Below are 19,019 nucleotides of genomic sequence, written 5' to 3' on the forward strand. Positions count from 1 at the left end.
GCACCCCTACCGAGAAAAGAGCTGGCTCGGACGCAGCAGCCTGGGCGTGATGATGGAGGCCAAGCCTCCAGGCATCGACGGCAAGACAATCGGCGCGTCCAGCGACGGACCGCGGCGCTTGAGGATCTGCAGGCGCAGCTCCCAGTCCAGCGCGAAACCGGCATGCACGCGCAGTGGCGCGGCCGAGGATTCGTGTCGCGCAGCTTCGGGACGGCACAGGAACACCAGGCCCTCGCAGTTCTGCGCACAGACCTGCAGGCGGCGGATTTGCTCCGCACGCGCCTGCGCAAGCCAAGCGACGACCGCCCCGCAGGAATTGGTCTTTACCAACTGCTCCGTCGTCCACAGGCGCTCGGCAGGTGTCTGCGCCTCGATCCACACGAAGCTGCGCTCGTCCAGACCCTCCTGCTGCAACCCCGGCAGATAAGGCTGGCGCGGCGGCGCGACGACCACGATCTGGCCGCCGCGCTCGGCGACCCGGCGCAGAACCGGCCCGAGCAGGCGCCATTCGACAACTGCGGGCTGCGAGGCCAGCACTTCGATGATCGACTGGCTGGGCCAGCCGCCGCCGGGCAGTTCACGGTCGAGCTGCGTCCAGCCCGTGGAGACCACGGCCGTGGCCTGCCGGCCGATCTCGGTGCCGAGCCACACGCCGGCTACCGCTCGCGCAGCGTCAGCCGCGCGCGGAAACCGCGCGGCAGGATCGTGAGGATGGGTGACAGCAGAGGTGTTCATGGCGAATACTGATGTTTTATACAGTATTTTCCCATGACCTCGAAATTAGGCTGGTTGCGGATACCTTTCACGCCGAACGCGGACCCAAGAAAAAGGTCCCCGAAGGGAGCAGTGAAAACTGAACTGGCTCCCGAAAAATGGACACCACGAGGTTTGTAAGCTTGTGGGAAAAAGATGAATACAGGAACAGATCGTAGATACACAGGCCGGAATTTCGGGAAGCGGCGATCAAGCAGGTGATCGAGGCAGGCCGCTCCATCGTGGCAGTAGCGCGCTCGCTGGAGATGCCCGGCAAATCACTGGCAAACCGGGCGCAGCGCGCTCGACACGGCCAGCCGCCTCGCCATCATCCCGCGTCCTCGTGAACAATCTGGGTTTAGGCGACCTGTTGATAATCGAGTGGGAGTGATCTGCGTAGCCCCCGGTGAGCGCGGTAGACCGAATTTGCAAAAATCCCTTCCCATGATCCCGCAGCAACTCTTCGACCCCGCATCGAGCACCTACACCTATGTGCTGCATGACCCGGCCACGCGCGAGGCGCTCATCATCGACCCGGTCGATGAGCAGCTCGAGCGCGACCTCGGCGTGCTGCAGGCGCAGCGCTTGCGCCTGCGCTGGGTGCTCGAGACGCACGCGCACGCCGACCACGTGACGAGCGCGGCGCGCCTGGCCGAGCACACGGGCGCACGCCTGGCCGCGCCTGCGGGCTGCGGCATAGGCACGGCCGCGGTGCAGCTGCAGCACGGTGACACGCTGGCGTTCGGCGCCGAGACGCTGCGCGCGCTGCACACGCCGGGGCACACGGCAGGCAGCATGTGCTACCTCTGGCGCGGGCATGTATTCACGGGCGATACGCTGCTCATCGACGGCTGCGGGCGTACCGACTTCCAATCGGGCAGTGCCGCAGCGCTGTACCGCAGCATCCACGAGCAGCTGTTTACCTTGCCAGACGACACCATGGTCTGGCCCGGCCACGACTACCGCGGCCGCAGCCACTCGACCATAGGCGCCGAGAAAGCCGGCAACGCACGCCTCGCGGGCCATAGCGAGGAGGAGTTCGTCGCGCTCATGGCGCAACTGCAGCTGCCGCGCCCCGCGCGCATGGACACCGCCGTGCCAGCGAATCTGCACTCGGGCCTGTCTCCGCAGGTGCGCCACGATGCCGACGGCGCCGCGCTGCAGGCGCCGCGCCCCGCGAGCGGTTACGCGGGCGACATCCCGCCCCAGCTGGCCTGGCAGTGGGTGCAGCAGGGCCGCGGCGTGCTCGTCGATGTGCGCAGCGACGCCGAGCGCGCCTGGGTCGGCGAAGTGCCCGGCGCCCTTGCCGTGCCCTGGAAGCAGTGGCCCGACATGCTGCCCAACCCGGACTTCGACGCGCTGCTGTGCGCCGCCGTGCCGCGCGGCATGCCGGCGCTGCTGATCTGCCGCAGCGGTGTGCGCTCCATCGCCGCCGCACGCCGCGCCACCGAGCTGGGCCTGACGGCCTACAACGTGCTCGAAGGCTTCGAGGGCGACCTCGACACGCATGCGCAGCGCGGGCGCCTGGGCGGCTGGCGCTTTCATGGCTTGCCCTGGCGCCAGAGCTGAACGCTCAGGGGGCATCCCTCCCTCGCGAAGTTTGCAGCGTGCGCCCCGAGGCCGCGCGCACGGCACAAAACCCCATAATCGCGCTCCATGACATTCCTCGCCATAGACGTGGGCAACACGCGCCTCAAGTGGGCCTTGTACGACGCGCACCGCCCGGGCGCCGCGCTGCTCGCGCAGGGCACCGAGTTCCTCGAACACATCGATCGCCTGGCCGAGGGCAGTTGGGCGAATCTGCCGGCGCCCAAGCGCATGCTCGGCTGCGTGGTGGCGGGCGACATCGCGCGGCGCCGCGTGGTCGAGCAGATGGAGCTGTGGGACGTGACGCCGCACTGGGTCGTGCCCTCGGCGCAGGAAGCGGGCCTGACCAACGGCTACGACTACCCCTCGCGCCTGGGCGCAGACCGTTGGGTGGCCATGATAGGCGCGCGCCACCACGTGCTCGCGCAGGGCGCGTCACGCCCCATCGTGCTCGTGATGGTGGGCACGGCCGTGACCGTGGAGTGCATAGACGCTGCGGGCAATTTTCTCGGTGGCCTGATCCTGCCGGGCCACGGCATCATGCTGCGCGCGCTTGAGGCCGGCACCGCGGGCCTGCACGTGCCCACGGGCGAGGTGCGGCTCTTTCCCACGAACACGAGCGACGCGCTCACGAGCGGCAGCACCTACGCGATCGCCGGCGCGGTCGAGCGCATGTACCAGCACCTGCTGCAGCACTGCGGCGCAGAGCCCGCCTGCCTCATGACCGGCGGCGCAGGCTGGAAGATGGCGCCGAGCATGACGCGCCCCTTCGAGCTCGTCGAGAACCTGATCTTCGACGGCCTGCTGCAAATTGCGCTGCGGCGCTTTGGCGACGCGGACTGAGCAAAAAACCGTAATTGGGGTCAGATTCCAATTACCTTGCTCCCAGGCGCCTTCACCACCGCGTAGCGCGCGAGGGTTCGTTGGCGGGCGCTTGCGTGCTCGACGATGGGGAGCGGGTAGTCCTGCCCCAGCGTGATGCCGGCGGCCTGCTGGGTGCGGCGATCCATGGTCCGCGGGGCGTGCAAAAAGGGTAGCGGCACGCGCGCGAGTTCAGGGACGTAGCGGCGGATGAAGTTGCCCTGCGGGTCGAACTTTTGCGACTGGGTCACGGGGTTGAAGATGCGAAAGTACGGCTGCGCGTCGCAGCCGCTCGAAGCGGCCCATTGCCAGTTGCCGTTGTTCGCGGCGAGGTCGAAGTCGTTGAGCTGCGCGGCAAAGTGGCGCTCGCCCAGACGCCAGTCGAGCCCCAGGTCTTTGCACAGGAACGAGGCCGTGAGCATGCGCAGGCGGTTGTGCATCCAGCCGCAGTGCAGCAGTTGCCGCATCGCGGCATCGACGAGCGGGTAGCCGGTGCGCCCCGCTTGCCACGCGGCCAGGCCCTGCGGCCAGTCGTCCCACGCGATCGCGTCATACGCGGGTTTGAAGGCGCGCACGGTCACATGTGGGAAGTGGTCGAGGATCATGAAATAGAACTCGCGCCAGATGAGCTCGTCGAGCCAGGCGTCGGCGCGCAGGGCGAGCGCTTGGCGCACGAGTGCGCGGATCGCGATGGTGCCAAAGCGCAAATGCACCGAGAGGTAGCTCACGCCGCGGCGCGCCGGGTAGTCGCGCAGCTCTGCGTAGCGCTGGATGCGCCCCTGCGCGAACGCCTCCCACAGCGTCCGCGCGCCTTGCATGCCGGGCGTGATGCCGAGTTCGGGCAAGTTCGTCGCTGCAAAGCCGATGTCGGCGAGCGCAGGCACGCCTGTGGATAGGTCAGGCGGCGGGCTCGCAAGCCGGCCTGCGCAGCCGTGCGCGGCAAGGTCCGGGAGCTCGTCGGGCGGTGCGCCAGGCGGTGCCTGCTGCAGCAGGCGCTGGCGCCAGGCATTTTTGTACGGCGTGAAGACGGTGAACGGCGTGCCCGCGCGCGTGCACACGGCGTCGCCGTCGAAGATGACCTGGTCTTTGTGCAGGTGCAGCGCGATGCCCAGCGCCGCGAGCGCGCGGGCCACGGCCGCGTCGCGCGCCTTGGCGGCGGGTTCGTAGTCGCGGTTCGCGTGCACGGCGCCCACGCCCAGTGCCTGCGCGAGCGCCGGAATGTGCTGCGTGGCGCGGCCATGGCGTACGATCAGCGCACCGCCGCGCGCACGCAAGGCGGCGTCGAGCGCTTGCAGGCTGCCGTGGATGAAATGCACACGCCGGTCGCGCCGGCTGGGCAGCGCGTCAAGGATGTCGGTGTCGAAGACGAAGGCGCAATACACCGCGCCGCCCGTGCGCAGCGCCGCGCTGAGGGCGGCGTGGTCGTCGTCGCGCAGGTCACGCCGGAACCACACGAGCGTGGGCGGCGTCGTAGCGGCGTTGCGTGTGGGCATCAGCCTTCGAGTTCTGCGCGCGCCAGTTCCACGTCCAGGTGCTCGGAGGCATCCAGCGGCGTGCTGGCAGCAGCCTGCTCGTAAAGCCTGGTCGCTTCGTCCATCTTCTCATCACCCTCGAGCATCAGCAGCGCGTTCGCGTATTCGAGCAGGCCGATGGTCGATTGCGGGTGCAGCGCAAGCCCTTGGCGCAGGTGCTCGAGCGCGGTTTCTTTCTTCGCGCCGAAGGTCATCTGCCCCACGAGCGGCCCGAGCTTGTCGATGACTTCGGCGTCGAAGGCGCCGAGTGCGATGTGCGCGTGCGCATGCTGCGGCGCAAGCGCCAGAGTTTTTTGCAGCGCCTCCTTGACCGCGTTGCCCAGGCCCTGCGCGACGGCCTTGGCGACGCTGATGCTCTGGCCGTAGCGGGCGAGCGCATACGCGCGCCAGAACCAGGCATTGGGGTTGTCGGGGGCGTCGGCGGCTTGTGCCTGGGCGCGTTCGGCCACCTGCAGCAGCAAGTCCTGGCGCGCCGACTCGCTGGGTTCGAGGTAGTTGGCGTAGAGCGCCGTGGCCTTGTTCGCCACAGTGAGGCCCGCGCCGCCCAGGCGCTGCCCAAGCTCGGCCGCCTCCTGGAACTGGCCGCTGTGCAGCAGCAACCAGGCGTGCAGCAGCTTGTCATTGTCGGGACAGGGCTCGGCGTCGCCTGCGTGCAGGCGCGGCCACAGTTGCGTCAGGCGCGCGGGGTCGAAGCGGTACAGGTCTCGGTAGGGGAAGGGGGTCCACTGCGCCATGATGGGTCTCCTGCAAAAAGTGGGGCGTCGGGGGGCATGCCATGGGCCATTTGCGGCGCGGCGGGCCAGGGTGCGGCATAGGCCTGGGCCAGGCTGCGCAGATGGGCGCGGGGGCGTTCTGCCAGATAGGGCGTGAGCAGGTGCAGCACTTGCTGTGCGCCGCGCAGCAAAGCGCTCTGGGCGCCTGTGGGCTCGAGCGCGTGGCGCGGGTCGCGCACATACTCGAAGCTCAGCCAGTAGCACAGCACCACGGCCATGTTGGTGGCGGTGGCTTGCAGTTCTGCCTGGGCGAGCGCTTGCTGCAAGGCGCCGGAGTCGCCCAAGTTGCCCAGCAAGGTGCGCAGTGCCGCGACTTTGCGCACCAGCAGCGGCTGGAAGTGCGTTTCCAGATGGCGGTTGCGCGACAGCAACTCGTTGAGGTCGCGGTACAGAAAGCGAAATTGCCACATTTGCTCGAACAGCGTGTGCATGAAAAACCACGCATCCTCGATCTGGCGCACACTGCTGCTCGCGTCCAGCAAGCCCGACAGCGCATGCGCGTGGCGGTCGAACAGCGCATTCACCAGCGCATCTTTGCCGGCGTAGTGGTAATAAAGGTTGCCAGGGCTGATGCGCAGCTCGGCCGCGAGCAGCGTGGTCGAGACATGGGGCTCGCCAAAGCGATTGAACAATTCCAGCGCCGTTTCGAGAATGCGCTGAGCAGTGCGGCGTGGCGCTTTTTTGGTCATTGTGGGCTCGCTCGATGGGGGCTTGATGCCTTGCTCGTTGTCTCCAGCGCTTACTCTAACCGAGCCTGTCTTGTGCAATGCAGCAATATTGGTGCAGCCCTTGCGCTGCATGCAGCGGCTGCGCCCGCCCGCAAGGACGCAGCCGCTGGCGCATTGCCCGATGCGTCAGGTCTTGGCTGAGGGCGCGGCGCTTTTGGCCGCCGCCGCGGTTTTGCGTGCGCGTGGCGTGGACTGAACGGGCGCAGCCGCCGGTTTTTGCGTTGGCGCGGCTTCGGCGGGCGCTTGTTCGGCGCTGCGGCGTGCCGTGGTGGCGCGGGGCGCAGCGGCAGCGCTGCGCTGGGCCGTGGCCCGGTTCAGGCTGTGCGTGAGCGCGTCCATGCGATCCTGCAGCGCACGCAGATCGTGGGCCGTGGGCACGCCGAGCTTGCCCAGCGCTTGGGACACGCGCTCCTCGAAAATCGATTCGAGCTTGTCCAGGCCGCCAAAGGTGTGCGAGCCCAGTTCGCTGGTCAGCGAGCCCATGCGGTTGGCTGCCTCGGTGATTTTGTCCTGCGCCGCTTTCTGCGTCTTGCGCTGCATGTCCAGGCCTTCTTTCACCAGGGCCTCGAACACTTTGCTGCCTTCTTCTTGTGCCTTGGCAAAGGCGCCCAAGCCGGCAAGCCAGATCTGCTGCGCCGAGTCCTGCACGGTGCGCGCGAGCCGGGCATCGCTTTTTGCACTTTTTTCGCTCTTTTTCTTGTCGTTACCGACGCTTTGCAAGCTTTTCGCCATAGGTCCTCCGAGGAATTGCCAAGAGCAAGCCCTCCTGGCGCAGCGGCACGCAGTCCAAGGACAATGGGCGGCTGCATGCTCCTGAAAGTGTAATGCGCGAATGCGGCGCTGTGTCTGGTTGCGCGGTTTTGTGCCGTCTGCGCGACGCCTCGATGGCCTGCCATGCAGCATGGATAATGGCTCGAGCGGCCGATTCGACGGCGCCTTTCGCTAGGAGCCTGTCGGGCTTTGGGCGTCGAAAGCGAGAATGCGCCCCAGCGAGACCAGTTTTTGCCGGATTCGCCGCCCCATAGCGGGACTATGGGGCAAGAAGCCGGTGAAAAATGGGCCGCTGCGGCGCATTCGCAGCCGACGATTCCAAAGTCCGACAGGCTCCTAGGCGCTGCTGCGCCAGCGCTTTTTTGCACGCGAGCGGCGCACACCCGCCGTGCGCCCACCAACTTGCACCCACCCATGAACATCCTGCTTTTGGGCAAAAACGGCCAGCTCGGCTGGGAGCTGCAGCGCAGCCTGGCGCCGCTGGGCCAGCTCACCATGCTAGACCGCCACAGCCGCGACCACTGCGGCGACCTGTCGCGCCCGGCCGATCTGGCGGCCACCGTGCGCGCCCTGCGCCCGCAGGTCATCGTGAACGCTGCCGCGTACACCGCCGTCGATCGCGCCGAGAGCGAGCCCGAGCTGGCGCACACCGTGAACGCCGTCGCGCCTGGCGTGCTTGCAGAAGAAGCCGCGCGCCTGGGCGCCTGGCTCGTGCACTACAGCACCGACTATGTCTTCGATGGCAGCGGCAGCCGCCCCTGGCGCGAAACCGATGCCCCGGCACCGCTGAGCGTGTATGGTCGCAGCAAGTGGGAGGGCGAACAGCGCATCGTGCACTCTGGCGCGCGGCACCTCATCGTGCGTACGAGCTGGGTGTACGGCGCGCGCGGCGGCAACTTTGCCAAGACCATGCTGCGCCTCGCGCAGGAGCGCGAGCGCCTCACCGTCATCGACGATCAGTGGGGCGCGCCCACGGGGGCTGAGCTGCTGGCCGACTGCAGCGCCCACGCCATTCGCCACCTGCTGACGCACCCGCAGGATGCCGGTCTGTACCACCTCGCCGCGGCGGGCGAGGCCACCTGGTTTTCGTATGCAAAATACGTGCTGGAGCAGGCGCAGCAAGCGCAGCCAGCTCTCGAAATCAAAGCAAATGAGCTGCTCCCCATCCCCGCGAGCGCTTACCCGCTGCCGGCGCCGCGCCCGCACAATTCGCGCCTGGACTGCGCCAGATTCCAGTCCACCTTCGACCTGGTCTTGCCGCCGTGGCAACAGGGCGTTGCGCGCATGCTCATGGAAGTCCTGGGCTAGGAGCTTGTCGGACTTTGGAGTCGTCGGCTGCGAATGCGCCGCAGCGGCCCATTTTTTACCGGCTTCTTGCCCCATAGCGCCACTATGGGGCTGCGAATCCGGCAAAAACTGGCCTCGCTGGGGCGCGTTCTCGCTATCGACGCCCAAAGTCCGACAGGCTCCTAGGGGAGCCTCAGTGCACGAGCCGGTGTAGTGTCTGCCGTTGGGCGAGGCCGACAATGCTAAAATCCGCAGGTTTTGCTCTGGGCGTCACCCTTGCGGGCGCATGCCCCACAGCAAAACCAATCGCAAACCAGCCCCGTAAAGGTGTTGCACCGCTGTCGATGGCCTGAACAAGGCCGGGCATGGCGGGCAAAGAAGGGGGCTGGATTTCAGACCCAACCTTTGGAGAATTTTTATGTCTATCACCATGCGCGAAATGCTGGAAGCTGGCGTCCATTTCGGTCACCAGACGCGCTTTTGGAACCCCAAGATGGCTCCCTTCATCTTCGGGCAGCGCAACAAAATCCACATCATCAACCTCGAAAAAACCCTGCCGATGTTCGAGGAGGCGCAGAAATTTGCACGCCAGCTCACCGCCAACCGCGGCACCATTTTGATGGTGGGCACCAAGCGCCAGGCGCGCGAGCTCGTGGCCGCCGAGGCGCGGCGCGCTGGCGTTCCCTTCGTGGATCAGCGCTGGCTGGGCGGCATGTTGACCAACTTCAAAACCGTCAAGAGCTCGATCAAGCGGCTCAAGGACATGAAGGCCCAGATCGAGGCTGGGCTCGACAACATGAGCAAGAAAGAGCAGCTCAACTTCAACCGCGAACTCGCCAAGCTCGAGCGTGACATCGGCGGCATCCAGGACATGGCAGCATTGCCCGACGCCATCTTCGTGATCGACGTGGGCTACCACAAGATTGCCGTGGCTGAGGCCAAAAAGCTCGGCATCCCGCTGATCGGCGTGGTGGACACCAACCACTCGCCCGAGGGCATCGATTACGTGATCCCCGGCAACGACGATTCGGCCAAGGCCGTGGCGCTCTACGCGCGTGGTATCGCCGACGCGATCCTCGAAGGCCGTGCGAACGCGGTGAACGAAGTGGTCAAGGCCGTTGCCGCCGAAAGTTCCGATGAGTTCGTCGAAGTGGAAGAGTCTGCGGCCTGACGCAAGGCCCATGCGCTGCTGCGCCAAACGAAAGGGGCTCATGGCGGGCCCCTTTTTTGAGCCCGAAATCTGATTCACCCCTATTGCTATTGACTACGGAAGGAATACAAATGGCTGCAATTACCGCAAGCATGGTGGCTGAGCTGCGTGCCAAGACCGACGCCCCCATGATGGAGTGCAAAAAAGCCCTCACCGAAGCCGACGGTGACATGGCCAAGGCCGAAGAGCTGCTGCGCGTCAAGCTCGGCACCAAGGCCGGCAAGGCGGCCTCGCGCATCACGGCCGAAGGCGTGGTCGCCATCTTCATCGAAGGCAGCACGGGCGGCATGATCGAGGTCAACAGCGAGACCGACTTCGTCAGCAAGAACGACAGCTTCATCGCCATGGCCAAGGCCGCGGCCGAACTCGTGGCCAAGCACGGCCCGGCCGACGTGGTGGCGCTCGGCGCGCTGCCCTACAGCCAGGACAGCTTCGGCCCCACGCTGGAAGACGTGCGCAAGGGCCTGATCGGCAAGATCGGCGAAAACATGACCTTCCGCCGCTTCAAGGCGTTCCAAGGTGGCAACAAGCTCGCCTCCTACCTGCACGGCACGCGCATCGGCGTAGTGGTCGAGTACGAGGGCGATGAAGTCGCCGCCAAGGACGTGGCCATGCACATCGCCGCGATGAAGCCCGTGGCGCTGACCAGCGCCGAGGTGCCGGCTGAGTTGATCGAGAAAGAACGCGCCGTGGCCGCAGGCAAGGCCGCCGAAGATGCCGCCAAGGCGCAGGCCGAGGGCAAGCCCGTGCAGTCGCCCGAGATCGTGTCCAAGCGCATCGAGGGCGCGGTGCAGAAGTTCCTCAAGGAAGTGTCCTTGATGAACCAGGCTTTCGTGAAGAACGACAAGCAGACCGTGGAGCAGATGCTCAAGGAGCGTGGCACCTCGGTGAAGGCCTTTACGCTCTACGTGGTCGGCGAGGGCATAGAGAAGAAGGCGGACGACTTTGCGGCCGAAGTCGCCGCCCAGGTGGCTGCTGCCAAGGCTTCCGCCTGATTGCGGTCCGTCTGCCAACCCCTGCCAACCTCTGTCCATCTTTTTGGGAGCGATCCATGTCCATTGCCACACCAGTCCACAAGCGCATTTTGCTCAAGTTGTCTGGTGAGGCGCTCATGGGCGAGGACGCCTTCGGCATCAACCGCGCAACCATAGGGCGCATCGTCGAGGAAATCGCCGAGGTCACGCGCCTCGGTGTGGAGGTGGCGGTCGTGATCGGCGGCGGCAACATCTTCCGTGGCGTCGCGGGTGGCTCGGCCGGCATGGACCGGGCCACGGCCGATTACATGGGCATGCTGGCCACAGTCATGAATGCGCTCGCGCTGGCTGACGCCATGGAAAAGAATGGACTGACGGCGCGCGTGATGTCCGCGATTGCCATCGAGCAGGTGGTGGAGCCCTACGTACGCCCCAAGGCCTTGCAGTACCTCGAGGAGGGCAAGGTGGTGGTGTTCGCGGCCGGCACGGGCAACCCGTTTTTCACCACCGACACTGCGGCGGCGCTGCGCGGCGCCGAGGTCGGCGCCGAAGTGGTGCTCAAGGCCACGAAGGTGGACGGTGTTTATACTGCCGACCCGCAAAAAGACCCCGAGGCCAAGCGCTACACGCGCCTGAGCTTCGACGAGGCCATGGCGCGCAACCTGGGCATCATGGACGCGACGGCTTTTGCGCTGTGCCGCGACCAAAAACTCCCTGTGCGCGTGTTTTCCATCGTCAAGCCTGGCGCCTTGCTGCGTGTGGTACTCGGGGAAGACGAAGGTACGCTGGTTTACGCTTGACGGGCAGGCTGGAGGTGCGCAAGCAGGCGTGCCGCGGCCTCGAGGAGAACCCATGACGACGATTGCCGAAATCAAAAACACCGCTGCGAGCAAGATGGATCAGTCGATCGCGGCGTTCAAGAACAACCTGCAGAAAATCCGCACAGGCCGCGCGAACCCTGCGCTGCTCGATACCGTGCACGTGGAGTATTACGGCTCCATGATGCCGCTGAGCCAGGTGGCGAACGTGGCGCTGCTCGACGCGCGCACCATCAGCGTGCAACCCTGGGAAAAGGGCATGGGCGCGAAGATCGAAAAGGCCATCCGCGAGAGCGACCTGGGGCTGAACCCGGCTTCCATGGGGGACCTGATCCGAGTGCCCATGCCGCCCATGAGCGAGGAGCGGCGCAAGGAGATGGCCAAGCTCGCGCGCCACGAAGGCGAAAACGCCAAAGTGGCCGTGCGCAACCTGCGCCGCGAGGCCAACGACGCGCTCAAGCGCCTCGTGAAAGACAAGCTCATCTCCGAGGACGAGCAAAAGCGCGCCGAAGCCGAGGTGCAAAAGGCCACCGACAAGCACATCGCCGAGATCGATGCCCTGGTTGCGACCAAGGAGCAAGAGATCATGGCGGTGTGAGCGGCATCCGCTGATCGGTTTGGCTTTTTCAGGTGAAGTTTTTGCGCACACGGCATTCCTCCATGTCCTCTTTCCCCGTGGTGCCGCACCACATCGCCATCGTCATGGATGGCAACGGTCGTTGGGCGACGCGCCGCTTTCTGCCGCGCCTGGCCGGACACCGGCAGGGCGTCGAATCCCTGCGTCGCTGTGTGCGCGCCTGCCTCGATCGCGGCGTGAAGGTGCTCACGGTTTTTGCTTTTTCTTCCGAGAACTGGAGCCGTCCCGCCGAAGAAGTCTCCGGCCTCATGGAACTGCTGGCACTGGCGCTTGCGCGTGAAGTGCCTTTGCTGCGAAAAGACGGCGTGCGGCTTTACTGCGTGGGTGAGCGCGCCGGCCTCTCGGCGCGGGTGCGCGAGGGGCTCGCGCAGGCTGAGGCAAATACGGCCAGTCTGGCAGAGCCGGCGCGGCTCGTGCTCAACGTATGCTTCAACTACGGCGGTCGCTGGGACATCGCGCAGGCGGCGGCCGCGCTCGCTGCACGTGGCGAAGCCATCACCGAGCAAAGCCTGCCTGGCGCGCTGGCCCTGGCCCATGTGCCGGACCCGGATTTGCTGATCCGCACGGGCGGCGAGATGCGCCTGAGCAATTTTTTGCTCTGGCAGGCTGCGTATTCCGAGCTGTTTTTCAGCGACAAGCTCTGGCCCGACTTCGACGAAGCGGCGCTGGACCAGGCCATCGCCGCCTACGCCGCGCGCGAGCGTCGCTTCGGCAAGACGTCCGAGCAGGTGCGCGCGGTGGCTTCCTGAGCTAACCGGGCGAAGGCAAGGAGACTTTCATGCTGCGCCAACGCATCATCACCGCCATTGTCTTGCTGGCCATTTTGCTGCCCGCGCTGTTCTATCCCACGCCCTTGCCATTGATGGGCGTGGTGCTGGCGCTCGTGGCGGCGGGTGCCTGGGAGTGGGGGCGGCTCAACGGACTGGGGCAGGTGGCGGCGCTGGCCTTGGGTGCGGTGTGTCTGCTGCTGTGCGCGCTCACCTGGCGCCTCGGCTGGGTGGAGCAGCCTTTGCGCACGCTGTGGCTGGTTGCGGGTCTGGCCTGGGTGCTGGGCGGCGCCTGGCTGCTGCGCGCCGGCGTGGCGGGCTGGCCGCACATTCCGCGGGCGCTGCGGCTGCTGGGCGGCCTGCTGGCGCTGTGGCTCGCCTGGCTTGCGCTGGCGCAGGCGCGCCGCCTAGGCGTCAACTTTTTGCTTTCCGTGCTGGTGCTGGTGTGGGTCGCAGATATTTCTGCCTACTTTTGCGGCCGCGCCTTTGGCCTGCGCTGGACGCGCAACAAGCTCGCGCCCACGATCAGCCCAGGGAAGACCTGGGAGGGCGTCTGGGGCGGCCTCATCGGCGTGCAATTACTCGCCTTCGGCTGGGCTGCAGCGGACACGCACTGGCCGGGACAAGGGCCGAGCTTTTATGGCTGGGTGATGTCCGAGGGCGGCGCGGGCTTGCTCGTGCTCGTGGCGCTGTTTCTTGGCGCCATGAGCGTGGTCGGCGACCTCGTGGAGTCGCTCGTCAAGCGCAGCGCCGGCGTCAAGGACAGCAGCGGTTTGTTGCCAGGGCACGGCGGTGTGCTCGACCGTGTCGATGCACTGCTGCCCACGCTGCCGCTGGCGATGATGCTCACCCGTTGGCTATGAAGCAGCGCATCGCAGTTCTGGGCTCGACGGGCTCGATTGGCACCAACACGCTCGATGTGGTGGCGCGTCACCCCGAGCGTTTCGAGGTGGTAGCCCTGAGCGCGGCGACGCAGGTCGATCTGCTGCTGGAGCAGTGCGCGCGTTTTCGCCCGCGGCTGGCTGCGATGGCGAGCGCCCCGCATGCGCGCTTGCTTGCCGAAAAATTAGAGCAAAATAGCCTTTCAACCAAGGTGCTGCAAGCGCAAGAAGCTCTTGAAATAATAGCATCACACGAACAGGTCGATACCGTCATGGCGGCCATTGTGGGTGCTGCGGGCCTCGCGCCCTGCCTGGCCGCGGCACGTGCGGGCAAGCGCCTGCTGCTCGCCAACAAAGAAGCGCTGGTCGTGGGCGGCGAGGTGTTCTTGAGTGCCGTGCGCGCCGGCGGGGCGACGCTGCTGCCCATAGACAGCGAGCACTCGGCGATTTTCCAGTCGCTGCCCGAAGACCCATCGACCTGGGCGCAGCGCGTGGAAAAGATCATCCTCACCGCCTCGGGTGGGCCGTTTCGCACGCGCGCGCCGGCCACGCTGCGCGACGTGACGCCCGAGCAGGCCTGCGCGCATCCGAACTGGAGCATGGGGCGCAAGATTTCGGTCGATTCGGCCACCATGATGAACAAGGCGCTCGAGGTGATAGAGGCGCGCTACCTGTTCGGGCTGGCTCCCGCGCAGCTCGAGGTGGTGATCCACCCGCAGAGCATCATCCACTCGATGGTGCAATACCGCGACACTTCAGTAGTGGCGCAGCTGGGCACGCCCGACATGCGCGTGCCCATCGCCTACGGCCTGTCGTGGCCCGAGCGTGTCGAATCGGGCGCGGCGGCGCTGGACTTTCGCACGCTCTCGGCCATGACCTTCGAGGACGTGGCCGAGCACGGCCATGCGCAGCGCTTTCCGGGCCTGCGCCTGGCCTGGGAGGCGCTCGCCGCTCCGCGCGGCACCACGGCCGTGCTCAACGCCGCGAACGAGGAGGCCGTGGCGGCCTTTCTAGCGCGGCGCATACGCTTCGACCAGATCTACGCCGTCAACCACGATACGCTCGCAGCCGTGGCGCCCGCGCAGGCCGACACGCTGGCGGCTCTGCTGGCGCTCGACGCGCAGGCACGCCGCGCGGCCGCGCAGGCCATCGCGCGCCTGGGCGCCTGATGCCACAAAGAACGGCGAGAATCGCGCCATGCTGACTTTGCCTGCCTTTCTCGTCGCGCTGGGTTTGTTGATTGCCGTGCACGAATACGGTCACTACCGCGTGGCCGTGGCCTGCGGCGTCAAGGTGCTGCGCTTTTCCATAGGTTTTGGCAAGCCCCTGCTGCGCTGGCAGCCCAAGGGCAGCGCGACCGAGTTTGTCCTTGGCGCCTTTCCGCTCGGTGGCTACGTGCGCATGCTCGACGAGCGCGAGGCACCGGTGCCAGCACACGAGCGCCACCTCGCGTTCAACACCCAGCCCTTGCGCGCGCGCGCGGCCATCGTCGCCGCGGGACCGCTCGCGAACCTCTTGCTCGCGGTGCTTTTGTATGCGCTGGTGCACTGGATAGGCGTGCAGGAGCCCAAGGCCACTCTGGCAAGTCCGCTGCCGGGCTCGATAGCGCAAGCGGCCGGACTGCAGGGCGGCGAGCTGGTGCAGCGTGCAGCGCTGGGCGCGACCGAGCTCGAGCCCGTGCGCTCGTTCGAAGACCTGCGCTGGATTTTGACGCAAGGGGCGCTCGAAGGCGTCGTCGTGCGCCTGGAAGTCGAGCCCGCGCCGGGCGCACTGCGGCGCGAAGTGCTGCTCGACCTGACGCAGTTCGACACGCGCGAGGCCGACGCGCAGATGCTGCGCAAAATCGGCATCGCGGGCCCGTGGACGCGCCCGGTGCTCGGCGAGGTCATGCCCGGCAGCCCGGCGCAGCGCGCGGGCCTGCAGGAAGGCGACCTCGTGCTGCAGGTCGACGCGACCCCTGTGGCCGATGGCCAGCAACTGCGCGAGCTCATACGCCAGGCCGTGCAGGACGGCGAGGCCAAGGCGCAGACCTGGCGCATCGCCCGTGCGGGCACGACGCTGCAGTTGCGCGTGCAGCCCGAGCCGCACCAGGAACCCACGGGCGTCGTGGGCCGCATCGGCGCTTACGTGGGCGCGGCGCCCGAATTCGTGCGCGTGCGCTACGGTCCGCTGGAGGGCCTGGGCAAGGCGTTCGCGCGCACCTGGGACATTTCAGTGCTGAGCCTGCGCATGATGGGGCGCATGCTGATCGGCGAAGCCTCGCTGAAAAACCTGAGCGGCCCCTTGACCATTGCTGACTACGCCGGCCGTTCCGCGAGTCTGGGACTGACGCCGTACCTTGCCTTTCTGGCCGTGATCAGCGTGAGCCTGGGCGTGCTCAACCTGCTGCCCGTGCCCGTCCTCGATGGCGGACACCTGATGTATTATCTTTGGGAGGGCGTGACGGGGCGGCCAGTGCCTGATGCATGGCTCGAGCCATTGCAGCGTGGCGGCATGGCAGTGCTGCTGCTGATGATGGCGATTGCACTGTTCAACGACATTTCCCGCTTTCTTGGCTGAACTTTCCCGGTTTCGATACTGCGGCTTGCATTTTCTTTCATGAAACATCACTTCCATCGCCTTGGCGTGCGCACTGCATCGGCCTTCGCCGCTCTTTTTTTTGCTGCGCATGCGGCGTGGGCGCTCGAGCCCTTCAAGGTGCAAGACATTCGCGTCGAGGGCCTGCAACGCGTGGAGCCGGGCACGGTGTTCGCGTCCCTGCCTTTTCGGGTCGGTGATGAATACAACGACGACAAAGGCGCTGCGGCCATCCGCGCCCTGTATGTCCTCGGCCTGTTCAAGGATGTGCGGCTCGAGGCGGTGGGCAACGTGCTCGTGGTCGTGGTCGAGGAGCGCCCCACGATCGCCGAGGTCGACTTCGTGGGCACGCGCGAGTTCGACAAGGATGCCCTCAAGAAAAGCATGCGCGAGGTCGGTCTCGCCGAGGGGCGGCCGTTCGACAAGGCGCTCGCCGACCGCGCCGAGCAGGAACTCAAGCGCCAATACATCAACCGCAGCCTCTACGGCGCCGAAGTCGTGACCACGGTGACGCCCGTGGAGCGCAACCGCGTCAATCTGACCTTCACCGTGATCGAGGGCGAGGCTTCGCGCATCAAGGAGGTGCGCATCGTCGGCAACAAGGCGTTCAGCGAATCCACGCTCAAGGACTTGTTTGACCTCAACACGGGCGGCTGGCTCAGCTGGTACACCAAGTCGGACCGCTATTCGCGCGCCAAATTCAATGCCGACCTCGAGTCCTTACGCTCGTACTATCTGCAGCGCGGCTTTCTCGAATTCCGCATCGAATCGACGCAGGTGGCGATCTCGCCCGACAAGAAAGACATCTCCATCGTCATCAACGTGCACGAAGGTGATCGCTACGTGGTGCAGGCCGTCAAGCTCGAGGGTGATTACCTCGGGCGCGAGGACGAATTCAAGTCCCTGGTCAAGATCCGCGCGGGCGAGCCCTACAACATCGATCAGGTGACCGAAACCACCAAGGCATTCACGGAGAATTTCGCGCGCTTCGGATACGCCTTTGCGCGCGTGGAGGCCGTGCCCGAGCTCGACCGCGAAAACGGCCGCGTCACTTTGGTGTTGCGTGCCGATCCTTCGCGCCGCGCCTATGTGCGCCGCATCAACGTCACGGGCAACAACCGCACGCGCGACGAGGTGATCCGCCGCGAATTCCGGCAGTTTGAATCCGCGTGGTACGACGGCGACAAAATCCGCCTCTCGCGCGACCGGGTGGACCGGCTCGGTTATTTCACCGAAGTGAACGTCGAAACCGATGAGGTTCCCGGCGCGCCCGACCAGGTCGATCTGGTCGTCAACGTGACCGAAAAGCCCACCGGCTCGCTGCAGCTGGGGGCGGGCTTTTCGAGTGCGGAAAAAGTCACGCTGTCGTTTGCCATCAAACAGGAAAATGTCTTTGGTTCGGGCAATTACCTCGGTGTCGAGGTCAATACCAGCAAATACCATCGCACATTGGTGCTCAGCACCACCGACCCTTATTTCACCCAGGACGGCGTCTCGCGTACGATAGACCTGTACTACCGCTCCGACAAGCCCTATGCCGAGCAGGGGGGCGACTACGAGATCGACACCACGGGCGCCTCTCTGCGCTTTGGCGTGCCGTTCAGCGAAGTCGATACGGTGTATTTTGGCGGTGGGCTCGAGCAGACCAAGATCAAGTCCGGCACCAACATCCCCGCCGCGTATCTTTACTACGCGACGCGTTTTGGTTTCACGAGCACTGGCATGCCATTGACCATAGGCTGGTCGCGCGACAGCCGCGACAGCGCACTCGCGCCTACGGCGGGGCGTTACCAGCGCTTCATGTCCGAGTGGTCGGCGGCGTCAGATGCGCGCTACGTCAAGGGCACCTACCAATACCAGCAATACATACCGCTGAACAAGCGCTATACGCTCGCGTTCAACGGCGACATTGGATGGGGCAAGGGTCTCAACGGACGGCCGTTCCCGGTGTTCAAAAACTTCTATTCGGGCGGTCTGGGCTCGGTGCGTGGCTTCGAGCAGGGCACGCTCGGGCCTCGTGACGTGACGGGGGCCGTGCTCGGCGGTACCAAGAAACTCACGCTGAATGCTGAAATGATTTCGCCGTTCCCCGGCGCCGGCAATGACCGCACTTTGCGCATTTACACCTTCGTCGATGCTGGCAACGTCTATGGCGAAGACGAAAAGTTCGAATTCAGCCAGCTGCGTGCCTCGGTGGGCGTGGGCTTGAGCTGGATATCCCCGCTCGGGCCGCTGCGCCTGGGCTTCGGCCAGCCGGTGCATAAATTCGCCGGCGATAGAATCCAGAAACTGCAATTCCAGATAGGTACCTCGTTCTGATGAAAGTCCTCTCCTCCACCCTTTCCCGTTGCCTTGGCGCCGCTGCTTTGATCGGCGCTCTGGCAGTTGCTGCGCCGGTGCAGGCGCAGGACTTCAAGGTCGGTTTCGTCAACACCGACCGCGTGTTCCGTGAGGCCAACACCGCCAAGGCGGCGCAGACCAAGCTCGAACAAGAGTTTTCGCGCCGCGAAAAAGAGCTGATCGACCAGGGCAACGCCCTCAAGGCAGCGACCGAGAAGTTTGAACGTGAGGCGCCCACCATGGCCGAGAGCCAGCGGGCAACACGCCAGCGCCAGCTCGTGGACCAGGACCGCGACTTCCAGCGCAAGCGCCGCGAGTTCCAGGAAGACCTGAACGCGCGCAAGAACGAAGAGCTCGCACAGGTGATAGATCGCGCCAACAAGGTGGTCAAGCAAGTCGCCGAGACCGAAAAATACGACCTCATCATTCAAGAGGCCGTCTATATCAACCCCAAGTACGACATCACCGACAAGGTGATCAAGGCGCTGAACGCCTCTGTCGGCGGCAAATAAGCGCACGGGTG

The 19,019-nt window shown here is 65.7% G+C and carries 19 protein-coding genes and 1 pseudogene; 15 read left to right on the plus strand and 5 right to left on the minus strand.

Annotated features, from left to right (window positions below; genetic code table 11):
- Window positions 1-6: 6 nt before the first annotated feature.
- Window positions 7-735 carry a translesion DNA synthesis-associated protein ImuA gene (gene imuA / locus FK527_RS00890; RefSeq protein WP_144728748.1) on the minus strand — a complete coding sequence of 243 codons (729 nt, stop codon included), beginning with the start codon at window positions 733-735 and terminating at the stop codon, window positions 7-9.
- Window positions 736-932: 197 nt separating this feature from the next.
- Here imuA and FK527_RS17755 point away from each other — a divergent pair, with 197 nt between their 5' ends.
- The 4 genes and pseudogenes from FK527_RS17755 (at window position 933) to FK527_RS00905 (ending at window position 3,183) form a co-directional block, all read left to right on the plus strand.
- Window positions 933-1,100, plus strand: coding sequence for a transposase (locus FK527_RS17755; protein WP_144729390.1), 168 nt, complete (start codon window positions 933-935; stop codon window positions 1,098-1,100).
- Window positions 1,101-1,197: 97 nt separating this feature from the next.
- Window positions 1,198-1,698 (plus strand): annotated as a pseudogene (locus FK527_RS17405) (MBL fold metallo-hydrolase); the annotation flags it as partial.
- A gap of 138 nt (window positions 1,699-1,836) precedes the next feature.
- The gene (locus FK527_RS17410; protein ID WP_342778952.1) at window positions 1,837-2,322 is read left to right on the plus strand and encodes a rhodanese-like domain-containing protein; all 486 of its coding nucleotides are present in this window, start codon (window positions 1,837-1,839) and stop codon (window positions 2,320-2,322) included.
- Between the two features lie 87 nt (window positions 2,323-2,409).
- Complete coding sequence (locus tag FK527_RS00905; protein ID WP_144728752.1) at window positions 2,410-3,183, plus strand: type III pantothenate kinase; 774 nt, start codon at window positions 2,410-2,412, stop codon at window positions 3,181-3,183.
- Between the two features lie 20 nt (window positions 3,184-3,203).
- Here FK527_RS00905 and FK527_RS00910 read toward each other — a convergent pair whose 3' ends face one another.
- The 4 genes from FK527_RS00910 to FK527_RS00925 all read right to left on the minus strand — a co-directional run bounded on the left by FK527_RS00910 (window position 3,204) and on the right by FK527_RS00925 (window position 6,966).
- On the minus strand, window positions 3,204-4,694 hold the full coding sequence (locus FK527_RS00910) for a cryptochrome/photolyase family protein (RefSeq protein ID WP_144728753.1): 1,491 nt from the start codon (window positions 4,692-4,694) through the stop codon (window positions 3,204-3,206).
- A complete protein-coding gene (locus tag FK527_RS00915) occupies window positions 4,694-5,467 on the minus strand; it encodes a tetratricopeptide repeat protein (RefSeq protein ID WP_144728755.1) in 774 nt (257 codons plus the stop codon). The genes FK527_RS00910 and FK527_RS00915 overlap by 1 nt, the downstream gene beginning before the upstream one ends.
- Complete coding sequence (locus FK527_RS00920; RefSeq protein ID WP_144728757.1) at window positions 5,407-6,195, minus strand: TetR/AcrR family transcriptional regulator; 789 nt, start codon at window positions 6,193-6,195, stop codon at window positions 5,407-5,409. The genes FK527_RS00915 and FK527_RS00920 overlap by 61 nt, the downstream gene beginning before the upstream one ends.
- A gap of 165 nt (window positions 6,196-6,360) precedes the next feature.
- A complete protein-coding gene (locus FK527_RS00925; protein WP_144728759.1) occupies window positions 6,361-6,966 on the minus strand; it encodes a phasin family protein in 606 nt (201 codons plus the stop codon).
- Window positions 6,967-7,419: 453 nt separating this feature from the next.
- Between FK527_RS00925 and rfbD the strand changes: the two genes are divergently transcribed.
- The 11 genes from rfbD (at window position 7,420) to FK527_RS00980 (ending at window position 19,008) form a co-directional block, all read left to right on the plus strand.
- Window positions 7,420-8,313: a dTDP-4-dehydrorhamnose reductase gene (gene rfbD, locus FK527_RS00930; protein ID WP_144729392.1), complete on the plus strand. Its 894-nt coding sequence runs from the start codon at window positions 7,420-7,422 to the stop codon at window positions 8,311-8,313.
- 397 nt (window positions 8,314-8,710) lie between these two features.
- Window positions 8,711-9,463, plus strand: a complete 753-nt coding sequence (gene rpsB / locus FK527_RS00935; protein ID WP_144728761.1) for a 30S ribosomal protein S2 — start codon at window positions 8,711-8,713, stop codon at window positions 9,461-9,463.
- Between the two features lie 110 nt (window positions 9,464-9,573).
- Window positions 9,574-10,497: a translation elongation factor Ts gene (gene tsf / locus FK527_RS00940; protein ID WP_144728763.1), complete on the plus strand. Its 924-nt coding sequence runs from the start codon at window positions 9,574-9,576 to the stop codon at window positions 10,495-10,497.
- A gap of 56 nt (window positions 10,498-10,553) precedes the next feature.
- Window positions 10,554-11,276 carry a UMP kinase gene (gene pyrH, locus FK527_RS00945; protein ID WP_144728765.1) on the plus strand — a complete coding sequence of 241 codons (723 nt, stop codon included), beginning with the start codon at window positions 10,554-10,556 and terminating at the stop codon, window positions 11,274-11,276.
- A gap of 52 nt (window positions 11,277-11,328) precedes the next feature.
- Window positions 11,329-11,892, plus strand: a complete 564-nt coding sequence (gene frr, locus FK527_RS00950) for a ribosome recycling factor (protein ID WP_144728767.1) — start codon at window positions 11,329-11,331, stop codon at window positions 11,890-11,892.
- Between the two features lie 62 nt (window positions 11,893-11,954).
- The gene (gene uppS, locus FK527_RS00955; protein WP_144728769.1) at window positions 11,955-12,680 is read left to right on the plus strand and encodes a polyprenyl diphosphate synthase; all 726 of its coding nucleotides are present in this window, start codon (window positions 11,955-11,957) and stop codon (window positions 12,678-12,680) included.
- A gap of 29 nt (window positions 12,681-12,709) precedes the next feature.
- Complete coding sequence (locus FK527_RS00960) at window positions 12,710-13,561, plus strand: phosphatidate cytidylyltransferase (protein WP_144728771.1); 852 nt, start codon at window positions 12,710-12,712, stop codon at window positions 13,559-13,561.
- Window positions 13,558-14,748, plus strand: a complete 1,191-nt coding sequence (ispC, locus tag FK527_RS00965; protein ID WP_144728773.1) for a 1-deoxy-D-xylulose-5-phosphate reductoisomerase — start codon at window positions 13,558-13,560, stop codon at window positions 14,746-14,748. Before FK527_RS00960 ends, ispC begins: the two co-directional genes overlap by 4 nt.
- A gap of 28 nt (window positions 14,749-14,776) precedes the next feature.
- The gene (rseP, locus tag FK527_RS00970) at window positions 14,777-16,138 is read left to right on the plus strand and encodes an RIP metalloprotease RseP (RefSeq protein WP_144728776.1); all 1,362 of its coding nucleotides are present in this window, start codon (window positions 14,777-14,779) and stop codon (window positions 16,136-16,138) included.
- A 39-nt stretch (window positions 16,139-16,177) separates the two neighbouring features.
- The gene (gene bamA, locus FK527_RS00975; protein ID WP_144728778.1) at window positions 16,178-18,475 is read left to right on the plus strand and encodes an outer membrane protein assembly factor BamA; all 2,298 of its coding nucleotides are present in this window, start codon (window positions 16,178-16,180) and stop codon (window positions 18,473-18,475) included.
- Complete coding sequence (locus tag FK527_RS00980; protein ID WP_144728779.1) at window positions 18,475-19,008, plus strand: OmpH/Skp family outer membrane protein; 534 nt, start codon at window positions 18,475-18,477, stop codon at window positions 19,006-19,008. The genes bamA and FK527_RS00980 overlap by 1 nt, the downstream gene beginning before the upstream one ends.
- Window positions 19,009-19,019 lie beyond the last annotated feature (11 nt).

This window comes from Extensimonas perlucida, from assembly GCF_007655255.1.
Taxonomy (GTDB): domain Bacteria; phylum Pseudomonadota; class Gammaproteobacteria; order Burkholderiales; family Burkholderiaceae_C; genus Extensimonas; species Extensimonas perlucida.

Bases quoted from the DNA above. Each gene is read 5' to 3' on its own strand.
- bamA (WP_144728778.1), top strand. From the start codon at position 16,178: ATGAAACATCACTTCCATCGCCTTGGCGTGCGCACTGCATCGGCCTTC.
- rpsB (WP_144728761.1), top strand. From the start codon at position 8,711: ATGTCTATCACCATGCGCGAAATGCTGGAAGCTGGCGTCCATTTCGGT.
- rfbD (WP_144729392.1), top strand. From the start codon at position 7,420: ATGAACATCCTGCTTTTGGGCAAAAACGGCCAGCTCGGCTGGGAGCTG.
- FK527_RS17410 (WP_342778952.1), top strand. From the start codon at position 1,837: ATGGACACCGCCGTGCCAGCGAATCTGCACTCGGGCCTGTCTCCGCAG.
- pyrH (WP_144728765.1), top strand. From the start codon at position 10,554: ATGTCCATTGCCACACCAGTCCACAAGCGCATTTTGCTCAAGTTGTCT.
- rseP (WP_144728776.1), top strand. From the start codon at position 14,777: ATGCTGACTTTGCCTGCCTTTCTCGTCGCGCTGGGTTTGTTGATTGCC.
- FK527_RS00980 (WP_144728779.1), top strand. From the start codon at position 18,475: ATGAAAGTCCTCTCCTCCACCCTTTCCCGTTGCCTTGGCGCCGCTGCT.
- tsf (WP_144728763.1), top strand. From the start codon at position 9,574: ATGGCTGCAATTACCGCAAGCATGGTGGCTGAGCTGCGTGCCAAGACC.
- imuA (WP_144728748.1), bottom strand. From the start codon at position 735: ATGAACACCTCTGCTGTCACCCATCCTCACGATCCTGCCGCGCGGTTT.
- FK527_RS00910 (WP_144728753.1), bottom strand. From the start codon at position 4,694: ATGCCCACACGCAACGCCGCTACGACGCCGCCCACGCTCGTGTGGTTC.
- uppS (WP_144728769.1), top strand. From the start codon at position 11,955: ATGTCCTCTTTCCCCGTGGTGCCGCACCACATCGCCATCGTCATGGAT.
- FK527_RS00905 (WP_144728752.1), top strand. From the start codon at position 2,410: ATGACATTCCTCGCCATAGACGTGGGCAACACGCGCCTCAAGTGGGCC.
- FK527_RS00920 (WP_144728757.1), bottom strand. From the start codon at position 6,195: ATGACCAAAAAAGCGCCACGCCGCACTGCTCAGCGCATTCTCGAAACG.
- FK527_RS00915 (WP_144728755.1), bottom strand. From the start codon at position 5,467: ATGGCGCAGTGGACCCCCTTCCCCTACCGAGACCTGTACCGCTTCGAC.
- frr (WP_144728767.1), top strand. From the start codon at position 11,329: ATGACGACGATTGCCGAAATCAAAAACACCGCTGCGAGCAAGATGGAT.
- FK527_RS00960 (WP_144728771.1), top strand. From the start codon at position 12,710: ATGCTGCGCCAACGCATCATCACCGCCATTGTCTTGCTGGCCATTTTG.
- ispC (WP_144728773.1), top strand. From the start codon at position 13,558: ATGAAGCAGCGCATCGCAGTTCTGGGCTCGACGGGCTCGATTGGCACC.
- FK527_RS00925 (WP_144728759.1), bottom strand. From the start codon at position 6,966: ATGGCGAAAAGCTTGCAAAGCGTCGGTAACGACAAGAAAAAGAGCGAA.